Raw genomic sequence first — 21,109 nt, 5'->3', positions numbered from 1 at the left:
GCAAACTTCCATCTCCATGAGATTCCATCCCCCTAGAGAATCCTATCTGTGGCTGAAGGCCTTGTGGAATCACCGTCGGAACGGCCGCTTTACCCGCTCGCAGTTGGAGGCGGCGCAGTTTCGCAAGTTCCGCAAACTCGCGGCTTGGGCACAGGCGCGATCCCCGTACTATCGCCGCCTCATGAAAGAGCGGCAGATCGACCCCGCCACGTGTCTGCCGACGGACTTTCCTTTGCTGACCAAGCAGGAGGTGAATGAGCATTTTGACGAAATCGTCACCGACCGCCAGATCAGCCGCCAGCGCATTGCCAATTTCCTCGCCCGTTCGGCGGATCCGGCGGAGCTGATGGATGGCAAGTATCACGTGCTGCACACCTCCGGCACCTCCGGCACCATCGGCTATTTTGTTTATTCCAAGGCCGACTGGATTCGCGGAGCCAGCCAGGTGGCCAGAGCCTCGAAGCTGCGGTGGAAAAAGCGTGTGGCATTTGTCGCGGCCACGCAGGGTCACTTTGCCGGGGTGAGCCTCATGCTCACGGGCAACCAGGGGTCCAACAGCTTCTTCCACGATGTGCGGACCTTCGATGTCGGCCAGCCGCTGGGCAAGATCGTGGAGGAGCTCAACCGCTTCCAGCCGGAGGTGTTGAGCGGCTATGCCGCCATCTTGAAGATGCTGGCCGAGGCTCAGGAGCGCGGCGAGCTGCGCATCAAGCCAACGGAACTGGGCAACGGCGGCGAACCGCTGCTGCCGGATGTGAAGGTGTATCTGGAACGGGTCTTCGGCGTGCCCGTGCTCAATGGCTACGCCTCCAGCGAACATCTCTACATGGCCATGTCCCTGCGCGGGGTGGAAGGCATGCACCTGCTGGAGGACGATCTCATCTTTGAACTGGGTGACGACTACACCGCAGTGACGAATTTGTTCAACGAGACCATGCCCCTCATCCGGTACCGCATGGACGACGTCTTGGTGCCTGATCGTGAAGCGGCTCCGAGCCGCTATCCCTACACCCGCGTGCGGGAGGTGGTGGGGCGACAGGAGAACGCCCTGGTCTTCACCAATGTGCACGGGCAGGAGGACTTCATTCATCCCATCGTCGTGGCGGAGCTGGTCGTGCCCGGCCTCAATGCCTGGCAGGTGGTGCTGGAGGACAAGACCTCCTTCCGCTTTCGTGCGCGCCTGGAAAACGGCCTCGGAGTAGAGGAAAGAACTTCCACCCATGAAGCCGTCCACCGCACCCTGCGCGGACTGCTGGAGGGCAAGGAGATGTCCAATGTCAGATTCCGGGTGGAGGAGGTGGATGACCTGGCGGTTGATCCGCATTCCGGGAAGTTCCGGCTGGTGGTGAAAGGGTGAGGGAATTAGGAATTAGGAATTGTCTGGAGAGTTATGTCATGAACCCGGAGGGTTCGCCATGAATAGCCATGGGTCGACTGAGCGGAGCGAGGACTACCCATGGTTGGTTGGGGGTCGAATTCTACCGCGGAGCGGTAGGCCCCTAGCGACCAGAGAGTCTGCTGGGTGCATCTCGGGAATGACGTCAGGGGTCTGGCCATACGATGGGCCTGCCGCTCCGCGGTAGCATCTGGAATGGAAGCTTTCCACGGGTAGCCCTCGCTACACTCGGTCGACCCGTGGCTACGCATGGTGAACCCTCCGGGTTCGAGTGCGCAAGCTCGGGTGCGACGATGCGCCTCGTGCTGCTGCCGGCGTGAACTTCTCACCCGGATATGTTATGGGTGAGAACCAAAGTGTGGAGAGTTGGCGTTTTTCAATATTCTCCACGCCGCCCATGGGAATCGTCGGCCTTATTTCCCGCACCCCAATTTTTAAAAACATCGGGAACCTAATGCAAAAAATCTTGCGAATTCCGGCAAAGGGTGTATAGATGAACACCCGTCTTCAAAAAGAAGCACCCCAAAGAAACAACAGACAAATACACCCCCGCTTCTTTTAGGCGGTGCGGTCATGCGGTTTACACCAACAAGGTGTCTGCATGCCGCCGTGAAAACCACGCCCCTAAAAACCATGCATACTCATGCCCTCATCCAAAACGAAACACTGTCCTTCGAGCTGCTGGCTGCCAAGCTGGCCGAAGATCAGGCGTGTCTCGCCGCGGGAGGTCGGGTAGGGGACAGTGGCATGATCGCGCCCCGTCTGGGCGGATCGGAGGACAAACGAACGCAGCTGGCCCATCGTCTGGCCCGCCAGCTCTTCCCCTGTGAGGACAAGGACCGGACGTTTGCTTATATCCAGTACGGCCGCTTGCTGGCGAAGCTCCGCCAGGCCTGGCTGGAGCAGCGCGAGATCGAGGAGCCAACGCATGTGGAGGACAATCCGTACCGCATCGCCCGGCTGCCGGGACATCGTGCCCAGTTTGAAGCCCTTCTCCAGGCACCGTTCTCGGACGGCATTCTGCATCCTACACCCATGCCAGTGGATATCGCCCCGTTGGAAGATTTGAAACCCGTGTTCCAGCACCTGGAATCCGGCACAGGCGCACCTGTCTCCCTGCCGCGCATGGAGTTCCCTCGTGGCGCTCTCGATTGCGAAGGCCGCATGGACATGTGCAAGCAGGTCGTGGCCGACCGTCACATCGGCGCCCTGGTGGATTCCGTGCAGCACAATGCCAACGTCCAGCACTTTCTCCTCGGCAATAACATCGTGGGAGATGCGGGTGCGGCTCAGATTGCCCGGTTGGTGAGCAATCCCCAGACAGGTGCATCCCTCCAGACCCTTTATCTGGCCGGGAATTGCATCGGCACCAGCGGCTCGGCTGCGCTCGCGGACGCGCTGCGGCACAATCAAATCGTGAAATCCCTGTGGTTGAAGCGCAATCCGCTTCACCTCGAAGGGGTGCAGCTTCTCGCGTCCATGCTGGAGACCAATGCCTCCCTGGAGACGCTGGACCTGGCGAACACCGGGCTCTTTGACGAGGGCATCGCCGCACTCTTTGCCAGCCTGCGGAAGAACTCCACCCTGCGCACGCTCTACATTGATGCCAACGGCATCACGCCTGCGGGTGCGCGGCACATCGCCTCTTACTTCGAGTTCTTGAAGTCGGAGGGGCGCGTGGGCCTCACCGGTTTGTTTGCCTCCATCAACCGTCTCGGTGACGAGGGAGCGCAGCTCATCGCGGAGTCCGTGAAGGGCTACGAACATCTGGTGCGGTTGGAGCTTTCATCGAACCGAATCCAGCACGCTGGTCTGACGGCCCTGCTGGACGCGGCCTCCGGTCTGCCTGCGCTGCGATATCTGGGTGTGGGCTTCTACAAGTCCACCTCGGACCTCGGGGAGCTGCCCAATTACCTTGATGGCAACGGGGCGGATCTCATCGCGGACTTCCTCCGCCACAACCAGACCCTGCAGGTGCTTGATCTGCGGGACACCAATCTCCGCCCCGGCGGGTTGGAGCTGATTGTGGAGGCCCTGGAGTCGAATCACTCCCTGCTGCATCTCTATGCTGACCAGTATGGAGCGTCGCTCGACCCGGTCTATCGTCAACGGCTCGATGCGCTCCTGGCCTGCAACGTGGAGGCGACGCTGGGGCTTTCCCTGCGGAAGTTCCGGAAGAATCCGCTGCGCTTCATCAAGCACACGGAAAACATCCGTCACATCGACAGCATCTACCGCAATCGCATGTAAGCCCCGGCTTCTGCGTGAAGTGAAGGACTTGAACACAGTGCCGGCGGCGCACCGCATCGGACTGGGCACCTATCAACTGGGTTCCCGGACCTATGAGGTGTGCCGTACGGCATTGGACCTTGGCTACCGGCATCTTGATACTGCCGCCCTTTATCGCAATGAGGCGGAGGTGGCTCGTGCCGTGGCGGATGGGGGAGTCTCCCGGGAGGAGCTGTTTGTTGTTTCCAAGATCCTCGCGCAGGACGTGGCCGTGCCCGCCCGGGTGCTGCCCGCCGCGCGTGAAAGCGTGGAGCGTCTTGGCCGGGTGGATCTGCTGCTGCTTCATGCTCCCGCCGGGGACTGGTTGCGGGCGTGGGAGCTGTTGCAAGAAGTCGCTACGTGGCCGGAGGTCGGCGCAGTGGGCGTGAGTAACTTCGACATCCCGCACCTGGAGACTGTGGTGGCAAGCGGATTGCCCTTGCCTGCCTGGAACCAGATTGAGGTCAGCCCCTTCCTGCCACGAACGGCCCTCGTTCAGTGGTGCCAGCATCATGGGGTGCGGGTCGCAGCGCATTCGCCCCTGGTCAAAGGGCGGCGCCTGGATCATCCGGTGCTGAAGGAAGTGGCTGCTCAAAACGAGGTGACGCCGGCACAGGTGTTGATTGCATGGTCTCTGGCTCAAGGGCTGGTCGTGCTCCCGCGCTCGTCCCAACCCGCGCATCTGGCAGAGAATCTGCAGGCCCGGCAGATGGCGCTTACGGATCAGGATCTGCTTCGCCTCGCTGCCCTGGAGGATGGCTTTGCCACGCATCCACAGCATGCCCCCGCAGCCGAGTGATGAAGGGAGGCACTGGACGACTGCGGAAACTCGCGCACATTTTGGGCATGTTAAATACCCCCCTCTCCCTTCGTACGGCTGCTCGTCTCCTGACGGCAGCTTCCGCCTTCAGTGTGCTTGCGGCAGCGGCACCCCTGACCATGGCGCAGGAACCTGCCAAGGCCGATCCTCTGGTCGGCTATATGGAAACCAGCCACGGACAGCTCCTCAAGGCTGCCGAGCATCTCCTGCGCGAGGAAGTGAAACCGCACCTCACCTCCAACGACGCCGATACTCTCCAGGCGGCCAATGAGGTGATCCGCCTGCTCGACATGAAACGCGAGCCCATGCCCATTCCCTCCACCTTCGTGGGGAAATGGCAGGTGCGCAGCATTCAGGGTTCGAATCTCGGGGTGTATGCCTACCCCTTCTTCTCCTGTGAAATCCGTCGTGAAGGCGCCAAGGGCATTGCCTTCCAGAAACACAGCGGTTCCCAGCGTCGCGTGGGTGTGTTGCTGCCTTACTCGGCAGACTCGCTGCTCTTTCTCGGCGGCAGCTACTATGAGGACGACAAGCCGCAGGGTTATAGCAACCTCCGCGGCGGCAAGGGTGCCGGGTCAGATGCTGGGCAGGAAGATCGTGACAGTGTGGGCCAGCTCTATCAATTGGCTCCCGGGCATTTGCTCATGATCTTCGCGCCCATTAGCGGGCGTGGGGAGATCTATGAGCTGAAGAAGAGTTAGGTGGCGATTGGGTGGGGATCTTGTGTTTCTCACGCCACCCCGGGTGGCACGCGATAGCGCTGGAATTCCAAGGGAGTTCAACAAACCGTTCAGATTACCTGGTGATGTCGATCCTGCCTGCAGTGGATACCTCAGGGATGTGGTCGCGGTTTGCAGAACTCACTTTGGAGTTCTGATCCACTTGCCCTTGTACCCAGGGTGGCGGCTCGTGCCTCGCCTGACCCTGGGCTACTTTGTATGACGCCCTTGGCGTCAGCGTGCCTATATGAGGTGACGGCGGGCATCGGTGAATGCACGCCGTTTCCTTCGCTTCCAAGCCGGTTGGCACAACCGGACTACGTCCTTCGCTCCGCTGGCCGGGTTGGAGTTCCGCGTTTACGCGGTCAGGGTGAGTTGCTCCTGACGTGGTAGTCGGTGACGACTCGCATCGGTGACAAGAACATCTCTCGCTTCGCTCCTACGCGGGGCCGGAGACCCCGCCTCCTTTATTCTGCGGCGAGAGAATGGGGTATCTCTCGCAACCGTACACTTTCCTTACAACTTCCGTCGTGTCCCGGTTTCGCGACCATGATATTTTGTGCAGGCTCCGATCAATGATGTCGGAGATGTTTTCCTCACGCTGCCATGAAAACTCCGCCCCTCTCTGCGTGTGCCTCGTCGCGCCGCACCACGTTTTTCCTGAAGCGTTCTGCGCTGGCAGGCATTGCCTCCCTTGTCATCCTGCCATTCTCTGGAAGCCTTCAGGCAGAAGAACCGGCTCCCAACATCCCCGGCCTCATGGTGGTGGAGTACCCTAGACGGGACGCCCAAACGGATGAGAACCACTTTGCCCTGCCGATCAAGGAATTCGGGGAGCCGACCCGCAGGAAGTACGTGGCGGAATCGCTCTCTCCCTGGCGGTGGAACCCGGATCGCAACGCTCTCGCCACGGGATATTTGAAAATTGAGACCGATGGAGAATACCAATTCTCCACTCGCAGCTTCTATGACCGCAATGTGCTCATGGTGGACAACCAGGAAGTCTGCGGCTTCCGCGATGGCGAGGAAAGGGTCGCAACGATCGCGCTCAAGAAGGGCTCTGTAAAATTCGTCTCGGCCGGATTTGTCGGGGGACGGGGCAATGAAGGCATCCAAATTCGCTGGAAGCCTCCGGGCCGGGAGGAGCTGGGTCCCATTCCACCCCAGTTGCTCTCGCATCCCAGTGATCGCACCCAGCCACCTGGTGATAAGCGGCTGGCTCAGTCGCCTCCACCCGCGGTGGGGCTGGAGCCGCTGGTCCTAGGTTCATCCACCCGGGTGGCCACCCACTTGATCACGGTCACCGACGACTTTGTGGTTGAGGCTTACAAAAACGGCCGACGGATCGAACAACGAACACTGCTGGACGAGATCTACGGTGCCACCGTGGAGCGCATGGACGTGCAGGTGCGCCAAGGGGATTGGCTGGTGTTTCATGTGGCCAACAACCGCCTGCGATGGGGCGGAGCCAAGTACTTCGCCGTGGCGGGTTGCTTTGGGAAGAATGAGTTTGGTTTCGTATCCGATCCCGCATCCGGTTTGTGGTCAGTGTGTGACGACCCCGGTCGGGCTCGTGACTTCATTCGCCTGCGGGAAGAGGGCACGGAGGTTCGGGCCAGTGTCATCGCCCAGCCTTGGGCAGATGGTGATGGCCACATGCGAGCCCATGCCGGTGAGGACTTCCCCGGCAAGCCCCTCTGGGGTGGTGGCAGTTCCACCTGGATCAAGTACGTGGTTCCGCACGATCCGCGGCGACGTGTTTTTTTGCCCGTGGGTGCTCCTGAAGACGAGCCCGTTCCTGCTAAAAAAGTGGCGGCAGAACCGACTCCCTCGCCATCTGCTCCTGCCGCTGCGGTCTCCACCTTGCCCAAAGTTGTCGCCAGCCCCACCCGCTGGCCTGTTCAAGTGCTCTCCGCCATCTATGGGACGGGGGGAAAGAACGCCGATGTTACCGCCCGGGTGAAGGATCTGGTGGAGAACCAGCGCGCCTTCTTTGCGGTTGACCCACCTAATCTGGGGGCGGACCCCAATCCCTACTGGAACAAGGGACTCATCATTGTGTACATGAAGGATGGCGTGCGCCGCGAGCAGCATCGGGGTGAGAATGAGCACGTGCTTCCGGAGAGCTTCTATGGCCCGCAGGATGCGGCCGAACTGACCAAATGGCTCCCCGGCAGCCGCTGGCGGGGAGAGAAGGGAGAGCTGCAATTCCACTCAGATCGCACCGTCACCGGGCCTGGCATCGATGGCGCACCGCAATGGGAGACCCTGGCCAACAATCACTTCCGCATCACCTGGGCGGCGGATCGCAAGGTGGAGTACTACTTTGACTACACTTGGGGAAGCCTGCGTGAGGCGGCCGACGCCAGCATAGTTTATCACGGGGTGAAGTGAGCCCGCATCGGGGCGGAACGGGGCGATTGCAATTGCCATTGCGGGCAACGCATTTCTGAGGATGCTTGCCCGCCATGTTCGCCCGTCTTCCGCGCCTCCTTTCCCTGCCTCTGGTGCTTTGCACTCTCGCGACCGGCACGGTCACGAGCCTCGCTGATCAGTTCGTGCTCTTCGACACGACCTTCACCTTCACGAAAGAGGACGCAGACAACGCCAAGCCCAGCAAGTCGCACTACTACGTGAAGAGCGACAAGCTCAATCCCGCACGGCCCAAGGACTGGACCGCTCCGGTGGACTATCGCAACGGCACCGCCCATGTGCGACTGGAAGTGCTGGATAAACCGGCTGGCGGAGAAGCCACGACGTGGAGCGTGTGCTACATCCCTTACAAGGGGCAGAACCACGGCTACGGCGCTTTCAACACCGACGTGTACAAGGAGAAGGGCGTGTATGAGCGGGATATCCCCATGACCAAGTTCTGGCAGAACAATGACATCCTCTGGAACGAAGGGATCAAGGAAATGCACCTGGTCATCAAGGACAACAGCGGCGGCGGCGGTCATGCCCACAAGCGTGCCGATCACGAGAAGTTCTTCCCCACCAAGGTTCGCATGACCGTGGTGCAGGTGTCTGCCGGCTCCACCTACGATCCCAAGCTCCTCACGGAGACGCTCAAGCAGACTGGCAAACCCTAGTCTGGCTTCAACGAAACGACCGCGTACCCCCTCGCGAGAGTTCGATTCATGCTCACCTCTGAAGATCCTGGCACCTCCGTGCCTGCGTTGGCAGGCCCTGACTCCATTGTGGCCCAGCGGGCCATGGTCCTGCACCCGGCCACCCAGGAGGTGGTGTTTGAGAGATCTCCGGATCTCCAGGGCGCGGTGGCCAGCACGCAAAAGCTGCTCACCGCGCTGGTGGTCTGGAGCGCAGGGGACCTGGACCGTCAGGTTGTTATTCAGGAAGAGGACCTGGCCTGCATGCCCTATCATCTGGGGCTGCAGCCCGGCGAGCAGGCCACACGGCTGGATCTGCTGCACGCGCTTTTGCTGGGCAGCTCCAATGATGCGGCCATGGCCCTGGCACGTGACCACGCGGGCAGCATTGAGGCCTTTGCGGTGAAGATGAATGAGACTGCGGCACAGTGCGGCATGGCGCACAGTTGTTTCATTAATCCCCACGGTCTGCCGGATGAGCGGCAATACTCCACCGCGCGTGATGTGGGACGCCTCGCCTGCCGCATCGACAGCATCCCCGGCCTGCGTGCCATGGTGAACCGCCGGGAACACACGGTGCCCCGGGCGGATGGCAGTGTCATCGAACTGCGGAACCGGAACCGCCTCCTCGTCGAAGCACCCGGCTGCGATGGCATGAAAACCGGCTACACCCGGGCGGCGGGCTTTTGTCTGGTCGCCAGTGGGGGCTCCGGCCCGGATCGGCGCATCGCCGTCGTGCTCAACAGCACAGAAGAGGCCGTCTGGTCAGATGCCAGGACGCTCCTTTTTGGAGCCAGTTTTGCACCATAGGAGGCGCGCCAGCAGAGCCTGAACCACCCCGCCTTTCCCGGGCGTGAGGGGGATGCTTTCCAGAGGCAATTTTTTTAGCTTCTCCGCCGTCACATTCGGTGAGGCACTCACATTCAGAGGGGCAACCCCCCTATGGATAACCAACCCCATTTCAATGAGTTAGCGAGGCTGCTGGCCGGACTGGGTCCCGCGAGCGCGCAGGATCCCTATGCCCAAGGGCGTGCCACGGTCATGTGGCAGCAGCACGCCCATGTGCTGGATGATCTCTTCTCCAAGTTTGAGCGGGAATACGCCAGCCCCTTTTCAAAATGGGCGCGCATCCACCTCCGTGAATTCAGGGCTCTGCCGACTGTTTTCTACCCCTTCAGCGGACCCGATTTCATGTTCGCGCACCTGCTTCATCCCAGTGCGGGCACTTATCTGTTGGGCGGGCTGGAGATCTGCGAGGCCCCCACCGATGCCTGTGCCTCCACCTTCTGGGGATCTCGGCTGGAGTTGCTTGGGGAACTGGAGGCCGGCATCCGGCACTTCCTGGAGCATTCCTTCTTTGTCACCGCCGAGATGCGCCACACCTTTGTGACCAAGCGGTGGAACGGCATCCTGGCTCCCTTGCTGGTGTTTCTTGCCCGCACGGGTCATGAGATTGTGGATGTGGAGCGTCTGACCGTTCCGCAAGATCAAGGTTCGCAGCGCCCTGGAAGCTCCACCACCGGGGCCGTGTGCATCCGGGCAAGCTTTGACGGGAATCCCAAGCAGATCATCTATCTACAGAGGCATTTGCGGGATGATCACTGCCCGGCGTCGGATGCGTTCTACCGTTTTGCCGGCAGCTTTGGTCCCTTGGGAGTGTTCTTGAAGAGCGCCAGCTATCTGCTCCATGAGCCGGACTTCATGCACCTGCGGGATTTCATCTTCGGACATGCCGCATGCCTGGTGCAGGATCCCAGCAGCATGCCCTACGCCGCGCTGGTGGAGCGCGGCTGGCGGGTGCGGGTGCATGGCCGGTACCAGCGCACGCCGCGGGCCTTCCCCCAGTATGAGCAGCGTGATCTGATCCGGCTCTGCCAGAAACCGGGTGCCGTGGGCCCGGAGCTACCCTTCGGTTTTGGGTACCACTCTCAGCCAGGCCGGGCCAGTCTCATGATTGCCGCACCTCCTGTCGCTGCCGTTATCACATCGAACTCAACCCGGCCGCGGACGACCGCCCTCTCCGCGGCGCTCTGCCCCTGTTGGGAAGCTGGCGAGTCGGCTTGATGCCAAACAAAAACCCTGGCGGGTGCGTGGGAAGACGCCCCGTCATTTGACTGTCGACGACTATGCGAATTCTGATGACCCAGCGTGACCTGACCTATGTCGGGGGCACGGAGATGGTGACCGTGGAACTGGCCAAGGAGCTGGCGGAACGCGGTCATGAAGTGGCAGTGTATACTCCGCGAACCGGGCGGATCGCCAACATCATGATCTCAAGCGGCGTGTGGGTGAGGGACCGTCTTTCGGACATTCCCTGGGTGCCGGACATCATCCACGGGCAGCACCACTTGCAGACGATGGCTGCCCTGGCCAAGTTCAAGGAAACTCCTGCCGTGTACTACTGTCATGGCGTGCTCCCCTGGGTGGAGCGTCCGCCCGTGCATCCGCGGATCGGGCGGTATCTCATGATGTGTGAGTGGCTCGTGCCCCGGACCTCTCCGGAGTACGGCCTCCCGCCGGAGAAGGTGGTGGTGTTGCCGAACTTCGTCAATCTCGCCCGCTTCACCCAGGTGCGCACCCCACCCGCGCGGCCGTTGCGTGCTGCCCTCTTTGGCGGGTGGTTGCAGCCGGAGGACGTGAGCAAGCTGGAGGCGGCCTGCGCCAAGGCTTCCCTGAAACTGGACAAGATCGGGTACAATCACGAGAACCCGCTGGAGCGCCCGGAGATCTTCCTGCAGGGCTATGATGTCGTCTTCGCGATTGGCCGCTGTGCCCTGGAGGCCCTGGCCTGTGGCTGTGCCGTCATCCCCCTCATGCCCGGGCAGGCGGGAGCGTTGATCACGCCAGCGACGCTGAGTCAGTATGCCTTCTCCAACTTCAGCCCCCGGTACTTCGTCACGGCCAATCAGATCAGTGAGGAATGGCTGATCGAGCAACTGGCCCAATACCATCCAGATGATGTCCTCACCGTCACTGCCACGGTGCGAGAGCGGCAATCTCTGCAAAAGGCCGTGGACCGGCTGCTGGAGCTCTATGCGGAGGCCAAGGCAGCGACGGTGCCCGCGGAAGCTGAAGCTCCCAGCTCCGAGTTCGCCCCCTACCTGGAGACCATGGGCCGTGAGGCCGATGTCATGTGGGCGGAACTCGAGGCGATGCGCGGCCGGTTGAAGGCGGAGTCTGGCGAAGTACGGGCCTTGAAGCAGGCGCTGAAACGTTCCGAACGCGCGAAAGAGAAGGTCGAGGCGGACTTCAAGACGCTCAAACTGCGTCATGACCTCACGGCCCAGACATTGCGGGAGCACTGGATGGGCCGCTGGCTCTTGGGTCGGGTTCGTCGTCTGTTGCGACATGCACCGCAGGAGGCGGAAGCGAAACGCTGCTTGGAGCCCGCTTCAGCACCCGCTGCCGCCTCGCCCTCATGACGTCCGTTCCACAGGCTGGCTGGCTTCGTCATCGCGTGCATCTTCCGCTGCCTGATCTGGATGCCGGTCCCGTACGCTTCATCGCGGGATTGCGCCCGAAGCGGCGGGGGAGCTATCGCCTGGAGGTGGCGAGACAGGGCCAGAAGACCGTGGTTCACAACTACGGTCACGGAGGCGCGGGCATCACTCTGTGCTGGGGCTGCGCCGAGGAGGTGCTCGATCTGGTCCGCGCCTCTGCGCCGGATCGGCAGCTCGTGCCGGTCGCCGTCTTGGGAGCGGGGGTGATGGGCCTGACCGCCGCCACCTGCCTGCGGGAGGCGGGGTATCTGCCCACGCTCTACACTAGCGCCCTGCCGGTCGCCACCACCTCCGGCATCGCGGGCGGACCGTGGTCTCCCTCTCTGGTGGATCACGATCCATCGCCCGTGGGGCAGGCCATCTTTGAGCGTCTGCTGCGACGCTCTTTTGACGCCCATGAACGCCGATTGGGCCAGGGCTTTGGCGTCTTCCGACGGGATCTGTACACGCCGGTTCCTTCACTGAGCCTTGCCAAGCTGCCCCCTGGCCTCATCCCCGAGCCTGAGCAGTTGGAAGAATTGCCGTTCGCCACCGTCCCAGGGCCTGGCTTCCGCTACGACACGCTCATGATTGAGCCGCCGATCCTGCTGGCCCGGTTGGAACAAGATCTGCGTAAAGCAGGTGTGCGTTTCGAGTCGCGCCATTTCCGCAGCGCGGCGGAGGTGGAGACGCTTCCGGAGTCAGTCGTCATCAACTGCACCGGGCTGGGATCCAGGGAGATCTGGCCGGATGAGCGTCTGCATCCTCTGAAGGGGCAGCTCGCCATCCTGCCTCCCCAGCCGGGGCTGGACTACCTCTTCAGCGACCAGCGGGGCTATGTTTTCCCCCGGAGTGACGGCGTGGTGGTTGGAGGAACTTACACGTACGATGAAGACCCGACTCCTGACCCGGAGGTCGGCCGCAGGCTGATCCAGGAGATGAAGCACAGGTTCGGCCAAGCTCCCGGTTGAGCGGAGAGCGGGCGGCTTCTGTGAACTTTGCGCCTTTGGAGGAAAATTTTCTGTAACTCCTAATTCGTGGAGGACAGTTTGCATGATGAAGACGTGGCCCTGCCCGATCTTCCCCAAGCGAACTTTTGATCCGTCCCAATCACACCCTTTCTTCCCATGGCCGACAACGACACTTCTGCTCCGACCCCCTCCACGGAACCCGCGAACCTGGAAACGCTCATGGCCGAAGTGGGTCCCCTGATTGACGCGGGCGAAGTCCGCCAGTATGAACCCACCCGCTGGGCGATCGCTTTTGACGACGACTTTGGCGTGGAGGTGGAGCATGACGTGGACCTGAACAAGCTCGTGCTCTACACGAACCTGGGCCACCCACCCGCTGGAGACGAGACCGCTTCCTACAAGCTCCTTCTGCATGTCGCCACCATGTGGCGGGAGACCGGTGGTCTGCGCATGGGTTTGGATCCGGTGGATGATACCGTGGTGCAGATCTATGACTTCCCGCTCGCTGGCGTGGAATTGGAAGACCTGGAAGTGCAGATCCGCAACTTCGCCGATACCGCCCTCCACGCCCGGAAGATTCTTGCCGGCGGCACCGGCACGGCCGCTCAAGATGGCGAGGGTGCCGACGACGGCCTCCACTTCATGCGCGTCTAGTCTAGTTCCCGATTTGTTTTCACCAATTCCAACTGTTCACAGCCATGCCCATCAGCTTGCAAGCCGCCCACAAGGCCGAACTTCGGGTCGAAGTCGGGAAAACCACGGTCGAGGAACTTCAGAAGTTCCAACAGGACGTCCAAGCCAAGGGCGGCGGTGAGATCCGCGCCCGGAAGAACGACGACGGCTCGCACACGCTCTACGTGGCCGCCGACAAGAAGGTGCGACTTCGTGCCATCTTCGGTCAGTCCTACGGTGCTGAAGCCCGCGCTGGAAAGGTCGCCCTGGCCAAGGACCTCATGAAGGAGATCATCTCCCGTCGCTTGCCGGATCGCCCTGATGGGCAGAACACCGCCTTGCTCGCCCGCATTGACGAGCGCAGCAGTGTCGCCCGGTTGGGTGTGGTGCTGGATGAGGTGCGGATCGCCGGTGACGTCTCCCACCAAGCCATGTACGACAAGATGCCGCCTGGGCTGCAGGATCACTACAAGCAGCTCGGGACCATCATGACCACGCCGAATCTGAAGGAAGCCTTCGGAGCCAGCATGGAGCAGCAGTTCGTGAAGGAGAATTTCGACTTCCTGAGCCTCGTGCAGCAGTACGAGAAAACCAGCAACCCTCATGAGAAGCTGGCGCTGGCGGAGAAGATCTACAAAATGGTGGAGTCCCCGGAGAATCCGCCATCACGTGACCCTGGCGGGATGCAGCAGATCAACCTCAGTGCGGCGATGGCCGGAAGAATCACAGAGGGTATTGAGCATCTGCGTCAGGCCATCGTGCCCGGCCAGGAGCCTTCCGAGGCAGACAAGCAACTCCTGAACGATCTCTTCTCTGAGTCTAAAGGCGAGATCACCAAACTGTCGAAGCCGGCCTTGGACAACTTCATCGCTGGCCATTCCTTCAAGGCAGAGGCGGGAAGGGCGCACTCCGCCAAGTTGTCCGGTGAGAGTTCCTCCGTGCCGGCGAGCCGCCTCGCCCCGGGTTCTGGTGAAGCTTTCAACAAGCAGGTGGACTCGTTCACCAGCATCCCCAAGCTCATGGGTGACCCGGAGATCCGTGCCGCCTACAAGCAGCATCTGAGCGGGGGCCCCCAGCAGGCCAACTTCGACCGCTACGAGCAGATCGAGGTTCTCGCCCAACTGGCCGAAAGTGGTGACATCAGCGATGCGGAGCTTCTCCAGCACTGCCAGGAGATGTTTGTGGACAACGTGCCTGAGGACCAGCGCGATGATCCCTTCTTTGAGATGGTCAGCAGCCGCCTCCAGGGGATTCGTGAAGAACACGAAACCCTCGGCGGAGACATGGAGAGCCGTATCGGGCAGGAGCAGCTTTTTGGGCCGGAGGAAGATGGCCAGGACAGTCTCGTGAGAGGCAAGCTCACGGACTTCCTCAAGGACATGCAGGCCGACGCGGCCAATGGCCTGAAGGGCGATGGGCTAAAGAGCTTCGTGGACTCGCCGCAGGGGTCACGGACCGGTCAACTGGGCAAGATCGTCGCTCAACGCATGTTCAACGAGGACATGGACTGGGCACCTGGCAAGGAGTCGCACGTGGGCTCCTTCGAGCGCTTCCGCGGAGTGGACTTGGAGGGCTCCGGCGGAGCCACGGGCAGCGGTCGCGCCAAGGTGGGCGGGCAGTTCTTCCAGGTGAAGGACTCCATCGTCCACGCAGGCCGGGGCCGTCGCATAAAGGCGGGCGGGCTGAACACGGAGAACTACGGTGAAGTGATCTCTTCGAACATTGCTCGCTCCATGCTGCCGAAGGGGGATCGTCGACTGGTTCCCGAAGTGGCACTGCGTCAAGACAGCGTGAAACACGAAGCCGTGGTCACTTCCAAGTACCTCGCCGGCGGCAAAGGCGATCTCAAGGGTCTTTACATTGAACTGGCGGGACCACTCCCCCGCGGGCAGAAGCACCCGAAGATCCAGCTAGATGCGCCGGAAGGTGCCCGCAGCGGCGGCGGCGTGCTGCGCCTGAGCGGTCAGGCCTCCCAGGATGTGCAGCGGAACATCGCCCTCTCCGCGCTCATGGGTGACCATGACGTGAACCCGGGCAACATGATCGCCACGCAGGACGGCCGCGTGGGCCGCATCGACTTTGGTCACGCCTTCAATGAGCTGATCAACGGCATTGGCGGCACGGCCACCGGTGGCGGCGGGGTGCGCAACAAGAGCAACCGCGTTCTGGACTTCTTCAATCGCGAGGAGATCAGCGGCAACCCGCTGGTGCGGGGGCAGAACAAGCCCAAACTCTGGCGCGACTATACCGGGGCAGGCCCTTCCGAGGGCATGACCCAGGCGCTCCGGGACATCGCTGGCAGCCAGGATTCCCTGGAAGGCATCATGCAGGCCAAGTCGCAGTTCACCGACCTGATCGCGCAGCTGGAAGCAGAGGGCACTCCTGAGGCCCAGGCACAAATCAAGGATCTGACCAAGTCTCTTGCTCGCATCGCCAGGAACATCGAGAAGCCCATCACCGCCACCGAACCCGGTGAGATCGTGAAGGAGGTCTTCAACAACATCGAGGCGTTCGTGGTGGAAGGCCAGGCCCAGATGCGTGAGGTGGCGAACCTCTCCGAACTGCAAACCAAGATCGATACGTTCATCGCCAGCACGCGGGACAACCCGGACGCTCCGATCCCGGACGACATCCAGCAGGCCTATACCCAGCTGCTCGACAGTTCCGTGAAGCTGGAAGGCGGAACGGGGCTGAACTGGATGAAGCACACCGACGGCACCCCGGCTTTCAAGGGCAACCTCACCGATTTCATCCAGACCCGCCGTGCGGAGATCGCAGGGGGACCGGGAGTTGGCGCTCCGGGGGGCCTTGGGGCTCCTCCTGAAGGTGTCGGAGCTTTGGGCGTGGTTGGTGCCGGCGTTGAGGTGCTCTCGGGCGCGGCCCGGGTCATTAACTCGCTTTGATGAAGGCTGGCCCTTGGTCGTGGGTTCTGGCAGGGTTGCTTACTCTGCTGGGGCTCATCGCCACAGGGCGTACCGCATGGTGGCTTGCCCACGCAGAGCGCGTCACCGGAGTTGCCGGGCATTCGGGTTATCGCGCCAGCAGTACGGCCAAGTCCGCTGGCACCCCGGTGGTGTACGTCACTTTCAGCACGCTTTCCGGGGAGGGGAAGACCCTGGAAATGACCACCTGGTCAACGAAGACGCACCCGCCAGGCAGTCCGGTTCCGGTGGTCTATGATCCCCAGCGCCCCGGGGAGGGGAAGGTGGATGTCTGGTGGAACCACTGGCCGCTCCCAGTGCTGACGCTGCTGGGTGGCGTGATCCTCCTGGTCCGGGCGGTGCGGCTGAGCCGTCATGCGTGAGCGGCTTGGAGCGATGCACAAAAAAGAAGGCAGGGACATCGCCCTGCCTTCTTCAGAATGAACTTCGCTTGGTCCCGAGGGGGACGGGACGCTTACACGTGGATCGCGTGACCAGCGGCCACTTCGGCGGCTTCCTTCACCATTTCCGACAGGGTCGGGTGGGCGTGGATGGTTGCTTCGATTTCCTCGTAGGTGGCTTCCAGCGTGATGGCCAGGCCCAGTTCAGCGATGAGCTCAGTGGCTTCGGTGCCGATGATGTGGGCACCCAGGATCTCGCCATGGGGTTCACCCACGATGAGCTTCACAAAACCGTCGCTGGCCCCGATGGCGCGAGCCTTGCCGCTGGCGGCATAGGAGAACTTGCCGACCTTGTACTTGAGGCCCTTTTCCTTGGCGGCGCGCTCGGTGAGACCCACGCTGGCCACCTGCGGATGGCAGTAGGTGCAGCCTGGGAACACGGTGACCTTCTTCGGCTTGTGACCGGGGACGAACATGCCTTCCACGGCCTGGACAGCTTCGTAGCTGGCCACGTGGGCGAGCCAGGGTGGCCCGATGATGTCGCCTGCGCCATAGACGCCGGGGATATTGGTCTCGTACTTGTCGTTGGTCTGGATGTAGCCGCGGTCGGTGAGGCCGATCTTGAGATCGCCACCGGGAAGCAGCGGGGAGACGCCGATCGCCACGAGGCAGATGTCGGCTTCCAGGAGCTTCTCTTCGCCCTTGTCATTGGCCACGGTGATCTTCACGCCGCTGTCGCTGGCCTCCGTCTTCACCGTCTTGTGGCTGGTGAGGAGGCTCATGCCCTGCTTGACGAGGGATTTCTCCAGCGCCTGGGACACCTCGGTGTCTTCCACGGGCAGGACGTTCGGCAGCATCTCCACCACGGTCACTTTCGTGCCGAAGGAGTTGAAGAAGTAGGCGAATTCAATGCCGATCGCGCCAGCACCGATGATGACCACGCTCTTGGGCTGGGTGGGGAGGGCAAGCGCCTCCTTGGAGCCGATGACGGTGGTGCCGTTGAAGGGGAAGCCTGGCATCGGGCGGGACACGCAACCCGTGGCGATGAGGATCTTGGCACCTTGATGGATCTCTTCCTTGCCGTCCGCCAGCTTCACGCGCACTTCGCCGGCCTTGTCCAGGAAGGCTTCACCGCGGATGGAGTCGATCTTGTTCTTCTTGAAGAGGTAGTCCACGCCCGCTGCACCCTTGTCGGAGACGGTGCGGGAGCGCTTGATGAGCTTGGTCCAGTCGTAGGAGACATCCTTGATCGTGAATGGGGACCCCTCGGAGTGCGTCATGCGGTGGTAGAACTCCGCATCGTGCAACAGCGCCTTGGTGGGGATGCAGCCCCAGTTGTTGCAGGTGCCGCCGCCACGCTCCTTCTCCACACAAGCGACTTTTTTGCCCAGCTGGGCAGCGCGGATGGCTGCGACATAGCCCGCAGGGCCGCCGCCGATGACGATGAGGTCGTAGGTCATGATTTCCAAAAGTAGGTGTTCCGTTTCAGGGAATGCCGCTAGGCAGTTAGCGCAGTGCCCGGGGGAAAGCAAGGCGCGCGAACCAGAACGGCAGATTGATCAAAAAGATGAGTACGAGCGCCTCGTGGTTATGGAAGTCCAGTTCCATGATCCAGGAGATGGACTCGTGCATGGCGATGAGGGAGACGCCGATGATGAAGGCCCAGATCCGGTCCCGCAGGGCTACGAAGGCGAAACACTCCAGGAAAAAGCCGCTGCCAAAGAGGACCGTGGCTGCCAGAGGGTGCTGGAGGAGCCACACCGCCACGGGCGGATCCATCTTCTGCGCAGGGTCCAGATCTCCGTAGTAGTTGAGTCGCTGGGATTTGACGATCTCAATGCACAAGTACTTGGCGTTGAGCACCCACATGCCCTTGGAGTTCGTGATCTTCGTGACGGCGGAGATCACATAGCTGAAGGCGATGATCCCGGTGCTGTAGTACACCATGTAGCTCTGGAGGGGCAGCGGGAGGGCAGAGGCGATGTCGCGAGCCCCCTGGCGCTGTTTCCACCACCACCACCAAGCCACCAGACTCTGGCCAATGAGCACCAGGGTGACGAGCTGCACCCCGTGGTGGGTGAATCCTTGGGAGTTTGAGTAGGTGTAGATCATCGTGCTGGCCAGGGCCAGTACGGGGAGCACGAAACGGAGGCCAAACCCCAGGATGTAGACCGTGAGCCCCACCGCGCCGAGACCGCGGAAGAACTCGAACATGCCCGGGCGGTGCAGAAAGCTCAGGTCCACCAGCGTGGCAATCCCCACCGGAGCAGGTTGGGAGGCATACTTGAAGGGATGCCAGTCCATGAAGGTGTGCATGACCAGCGCCGCGAACGCGATGCGCATGAGCACCCATTCCCAACGATGCACGGGGAAGGGGACAAACCCACCCGCCATCCAGCGCCCCAGAGTGGCGGTGAACCGTCGCCAGAGCGAGACCTCACCCGTTGCAGCGGGGGGCAGCGAGGCAGGGGAGGGGAGGGCGTTGTCCGGCATCAGATGGTTTTCAGTTTCAGCGGAGGCGGCCCACCACCTTGTGATTCTCGTGGAACCCGTCCTCGGCAAATGAGAGGGTCACCTCCATGAGCAGCACGTCCTCCGGCAGATGACGGTGCGGTTTGCGGAGCAGGGACTGCTTCCGCAGGAAGACCAAGACGTCGTGCCCAGCCTCGGGCTTGAAATCTGATTCCGCCCTGGGTTTACGGTTTTCCTTCTTCGCCTGCTTGATGTCCTCCTCAATGAGCTGACTTTTGTGGTAGCCGAATTTTTTGCCCACCCGGGATGGGGTCACGCCCGTGTGCCAGACCACCGGCAGAGGCTGCTGATTCTTGTCCGCCAGGTACTGGAAGGGCAACGGCCGGGAGGTCGGGTTGCAGTACATGGGGTAATGGCTGAAGGGGTAGTTGTCCCTCACGATCTGGGCGACTACCACGAACACCAGCAGTGGGAAGACGGGGTGCCGATACAGCCGCTTCCAGCGGGTCCGCCATCCTCCCGGGGTGGGCAGGGCAGCGTCAGGAGAGGGTGGGGGGCTGGCAGCAGGATCTGGAGCCATGGTGGGCATTTCCCGGGCATCGGGGAAGCGCCGCAGTTAGCCCACCCGAGGCCGATTGCAACCGCCGGTCGGTGAAGGATCAGGCAAAAATTGGCTCAGGGATGACCGCCGCGGCAGGCGGGGGTTGGCGAGGGGGATAACCCCATGTAGATTTCCCCACCCTTCTCCGCGCCCGCACCGCCTGCATGCAGCTCGTCCTCAATGCCCAGACTTATGAGACCGTCCTCCTGCGGCTGGTGCCGGAGGCCAAACGGTATCTCTGGGTGGTGACGGCTGATTTGAAGGACCTCTTCGTGGAAGATGGCGCGGGCAAGTTCATCCCTTTCCTGGCTGTGCTCGCCGAGAAGCTGCGGCAAGGCGTAGAGGTTCGCTTGATTCACGCCAAAGAGCCCGGACCGCGATTCCGCGAGGAGTTTGACCGTTTCCCGGAATTTGTGCGCAGCGATCTCTTCGAGCGCATCCTCTGCCCACGCATGCACATGAAGGCCGTGGTGGCAGATGGCCGCATCGCCTACATCGGCTCCGCCAACCTCACCGGTGCCGGCATGGGGGCCAAGGCGGAGAATCGCCGCAACTTCGAGGCCGGCTTTGTGACGGAAGACAAGGAGCAGATCGCCCAGTTGATGAGCTTCCTGGACAGCTTCTACCTAGGCGACTGGTGCACGAACTGCCAGCGCCGCGATGTCTGCCCGGAGCCGGTGGGAGGGTGAAGAGGAGGAAGTTGAGACGCCGCTACGCAGCTGGTTGAGACACGTTGCTGGTTAAGACGCTTCGCTGGTTTAGGGGGCTACGCCTGACTCGCTTGCGGATGTCGCCTCTTCCGTCCACCTTTCCCTATGCGCGTCCTCCACATCTACATTTCGCCCAAGCATGTCTTTGTGGGCCACCACGGGAAACCGGCGGGAACGGAGCCCATGCTCGATGTCCCCGAGGTGGAGTGTGTGGCAGGTCAGGGTTTGCAGGGGGACAGGTATTTCGGGCACCGGGAAAACTACAAGGGCCAGATCACCTTCTTCTCTCAAGAGGTGTATGACCAGCTGTGCGAGCAGATGGGTGTGCATGACCGCGACACCTCCGTGTTCCGCCGGAATGTCATTGTCAGCGATGTGGATCTGAATACGCTGATCGGGAAGGAGTTTGAGCTTCAGGGCATCACTTTCAAAGGCACCGAGGAGGCCAAGCCCTGTTATTGGATGAACCAGGCCTTTGCTGAAGGCGCGGAAAAGGCGCTCATGGGGAATGGCGGACTGCGTGCCCGCATCCTCACGGACGGCGTGCTGCGTCGTGATGCCTAGCCGAGCAT

At 61.8% G+C, this 21,109-nt stretch carries 18 protein-coding genes; 15 read left to right on the top strand and 3 right to left on the bottom strand.

Annotated elements, in window-relative coordinates:
* The first annotated feature begins 16 nt into the window (after positions 1-16).
* From BV106_RS04255 to BV106_RS04195, 13 genes are all read left to right on the top strand, one after another.
* A complete protein-coding gene (locus BV106_RS04255) occupies positions 17-1,357 on the top strand; it encodes a phenylacetate--CoA ligase family protein (protein ID WP_038160956.1) in 1,341 nt (446 codons plus the stop codon).
* Between the two features lie 672 nt (positions 1,358-2,029).
* The gene (locus tag BV106_RS38095; RefSeq protein WP_038160955.1) at positions 2,030-3,646 is read left to right on the top strand and encodes a hypothetical protein; all 1,617 of its coding nucleotides are present in this window, start codon (positions 2,030-2,032) and stop codon (positions 3,644-3,646) included.
* Positions 3,647-3,683: 37 nt separating this feature from the next.
* Positions 3,684-4,463: an aldo/keto reductase gene (locus BV106_RS04245; protein ID WP_265595322.1), complete on the top strand. Its 780-nt coding sequence runs from the start codon at positions 3,684-3,686 to the stop codon at positions 4,461-4,463.
* Between the two features lie 47 nt (positions 4,464-4,510).
* Complete coding sequence (locus BV106_RS35025) at positions 4,511-5,185, top strand: DUF4893 domain-containing protein (protein WP_265595319.1); 675 nt, start codon at positions 4,511-4,513, stop codon at positions 5,183-5,185.
* Positions 5,186-5,809: 624 nt separating this feature from the next.
* Complete coding sequence (locus BV106_RS04235; protein WP_038160954.1) at positions 5,810-7,597, top strand: hypothetical protein; 1,788 nt, start codon at positions 5,810-5,812, stop codon at positions 7,595-7,597.
* Between the two features lie 74 nt (positions 7,598-7,671).
* Positions 7,672-8,292 (top strand): hypothetical protein, encoded by a 621-nt coding sequence (locus BV106_RS04230; RefSeq protein WP_038160951.1) that lies wholly within the window; start codon positions 7,672-7,674, stop codon positions 8,290-8,292.
* Between the two features lie 48 nt (positions 8,293-8,340).
* Entirely contained in the window at positions 8,341-9,120 is a 780-nt protein-coding gene (locus tag BV106_RS04225) for a D-alanyl-D-alanine carboxypeptidase family protein (RefSeq protein WP_051945028.1), read from the top strand.
* A 132-nt stretch (positions 9,121-9,252) separates the two neighbouring features.
* Positions 9,253-10,374, top strand: coding sequence for a hypothetical protein (locus tag BV106_RS04220; RefSeq protein ID WP_038160947.1), 1,122 nt, complete (start codon positions 9,253-9,255; stop codon positions 10,372-10,374).
* A 74-nt stretch (positions 10,375-10,448) separates the two neighbouring features.
* Positions 10,449-11,732 carry a glycosyltransferase gene (locus BV106_RS04215; RefSeq protein WP_038160944.1) on the top strand — a complete coding sequence of 428 codons (1,284 nt, stop codon included), beginning with the start codon at positions 10,449-10,451 and terminating at the stop codon, positions 11,730-11,732.
* Entirely contained in the window at positions 11,729-12,760 is a 1,032-nt protein-coding gene (locus BV106_RS04210) for an FAD-dependent oxidoreductase (protein ID WP_051945026.1), read from the top strand. The genes BV106_RS04215 and BV106_RS04210 overlap by 4 nt, the downstream gene beginning before the upstream one ends.
* Before the next feature lie 156 nt (positions 12,761-12,916).
* Complete coding sequence (locus BV106_RS04205; RefSeq protein WP_038160941.1) at positions 12,917-13,414, top strand: type III secretion system chaperone; 498 nt, start codon at positions 12,917-12,919, stop codon at positions 13,412-13,414.
* Between the two features lie 44 nt (positions 13,415-13,458).
* Positions 13,459-16,335, top strand: a complete 2,877-nt coding sequence (locus BV106_RS04200) for a regulator of G-protein signaling domain-containing protein (protein WP_038160938.1) — start codon at positions 13,459-13,461, stop codon at positions 16,333-16,335.
* Positions 16,335-16,736, top strand: a complete 402-nt coding sequence (locus tag BV106_RS04195; protein ID WP_038160935.1) for a DUF3592 domain-containing protein — start codon at positions 16,335-16,337, stop codon at positions 16,734-16,736. Before BV106_RS04200 ends, BV106_RS04195 begins: the two co-directional genes overlap by 1 nt.
* A gap of 92 nt (positions 16,737-16,828) precedes the next feature.
* Here the strand turns inward: BV106_RS04195 and lpdA are convergent, their stop codons facing one another.
* The 3 genes from lpdA to BV106_RS04180 are packed head-to-tail and all read right to left on the bottom strand — an operon-like array spanning position 16,829 to position 19,806.
* The gene (lpdA, locus tag BV106_RS04190; protein WP_038160933.1) at positions 16,829-18,214 is read right to left on the bottom strand and encodes a dihydrolipoyl dehydrogenase; all 1,386 of its coding nucleotides are present in this window, start codon (positions 18,212-18,214) and stop codon (positions 16,829-16,831) included.
* Positions 18,215-18,260: 46 nt separating this feature from the next.
* Complete coding sequence (locus tag BV106_RS04185) at positions 18,261-19,247, bottom strand: hypothetical protein (RefSeq protein ID WP_038160930.1); 987 nt, start codon at positions 19,245-19,247, stop codon at positions 18,261-18,263.
* A gap of 16 nt (positions 19,248-19,263) precedes the next feature.
* Entirely contained in the window at positions 19,264-19,806 is a 543-nt protein-coding gene (locus BV106_RS04180; RefSeq protein WP_265595318.1) for a hypothetical protein, read from the bottom strand.
* Positions 19,807-19,991: 185 nt separating this feature from the next.
* On the opposite strand from BV106_RS04180, the gene BV106_RS04175 reads away from it, so the two are divergent.
* Positions 19,992-20,516 (top strand): phospholipase D-like domain-containing protein, encoded by a 525-nt coding sequence (locus BV106_RS04175; RefSeq protein WP_038160925.1) that lies wholly within the window; start codon positions 19,992-19,994, stop codon positions 20,514-20,516.
* A gap of 126 nt (positions 20,517-20,642) precedes the next feature.
* Positions 20,643-21,101 (top strand): MOSC domain-containing protein, encoded by a 459-nt coding sequence (locus tag BV106_RS04170; RefSeq protein ID WP_038160922.1) that lies wholly within the window; start codon positions 20,643-20,645, stop codon positions 21,099-21,101.
* Positions 21,102-21,109 lie beyond the last annotated feature (8 nt).

The sequence above is a fragment of the Verrucomicrobium sp. BvORR106 genome, assembly GCF_000739655.1.
Taxonomy (GTDB): domain Bacteria; phylum Verrucomicrobiota; class Verrucomicrobiia; order Verrucomicrobiales; family Verrucomicrobiaceae; genus Verrucomicrobium.
Note: the sequence above shows the minus strand (reverse complement) of the source record. Positions and strands in the feature narration are given on the sequence as shown.

Bases quoted from the DNA above. Each gene is read 5' to 3' on its own strand.
- BV106_RS04255 (WP_038160956.1), top strand. From the start codon at position 17: ATGAGATTCCATCCCCCTAGAGAATCCTATCTGTGGCTGAAGGCCTTG.
- BV106_RS38095 (WP_038160955.1), top strand. From the start codon at position 2,030: ATGCATACTCATGCCCTCATCCAAAACGAAACACTGTCCTTCGAGCTG.
- BV106_RS35025 (WP_265595319.1), top strand. From the start codon at position 4,511: ATGTTAAATACCCCCCTCTCCCTTCGTACGGCTGCTCGTCTCCTGACG.
- BV106_RS04235 (WP_038160954.1), top strand. From the start codon at position 5,810: ATGAAAACTCCGCCCCTCTCTGCGTGTGCCTCGTCGCGCCGCACCACG.
- BV106_RS04230 (WP_038160951.1), top strand. From the start codon at position 7,672: ATGTTCGCCCGTCTTCCGCGCCTCCTTTCCCTGCCTCTGGTGCTTTGC.
- BV106_RS04225 (WP_051945028.1), top strand. From the start codon at position 8,341: ATGCTCACCTCTGAAGATCCTGGCACCTCCGTGCCTGCGTTGGCAGGC.
- BV106_RS04220 (WP_038160947.1), top strand. From the start codon at position 9,253: ATGGATAACCAACCCCATTTCAATGAGTTAGCGAGGCTGCTGGCCGGA.
- BV106_RS04215 (WP_038160944.1), top strand. From the start codon at position 10,449: ATGACCCAGCGTGACCTGACCTATGTCGGGGGCACGGAGATGGTGACC.
- BV106_RS04210 (WP_051945026.1), top strand. From the start codon at position 11,729: ATGACGTCCGTTCCACAGGCTGGCTGGCTTCGTCATCGCGTGCATCTT.
- BV106_RS04205 (WP_038160941.1), top strand. From the start codon at position 12,917: ATGGCCGACAACGACACTTCTGCTCCGACCCCCTCCACGGAACCCGCG.
- BV106_RS04200 (WP_038160938.1), top strand. From the start codon at position 13,459: ATGCCCATCAGCTTGCAAGCCGCCCACAAGGCCGAACTTCGGGTCGAA.
- BV106_RS04195 (WP_038160935.1), top strand. From the start codon at position 16,335: ATGAAGGCTGGCCCTTGGTCGTGGGTTCTGGCAGGGTTGCTTACTCTG.
- lpdA (WP_038160933.1), bottom strand. From the start codon at position 18,214: ATGACCTACGACCTCATCGTCATCGGCGGCGGCCCTGCGGGCTATGTC.
- BV106_RS04185 (WP_038160930.1), bottom strand. From the start codon at position 19,247: ATGCCGGACAACGCCCTCCCCTCCCCTGCCTCGCTGCCCCCCGCTGCA.
- BV106_RS04180 (WP_265595318.1), bottom strand. From the start codon at position 19,806: ATGGCTCCAGATCCTGCTGCCAGCCCCCCACCCTCTCCTGACGCTGCC.
- BV106_RS04175 (WP_038160925.1), top strand. From the start codon at position 19,992: ATGCAGCTCGTCCTCAATGCCCAGACTTATGAGACCGTCCTCCTGCGG.
- BV106_RS04170 (WP_038160922.1), top strand. From the start codon at position 20,643: ATGCGCGTCCTCCACATCTACATTTCGCCCAAGCATGTCTTTGTGGGC.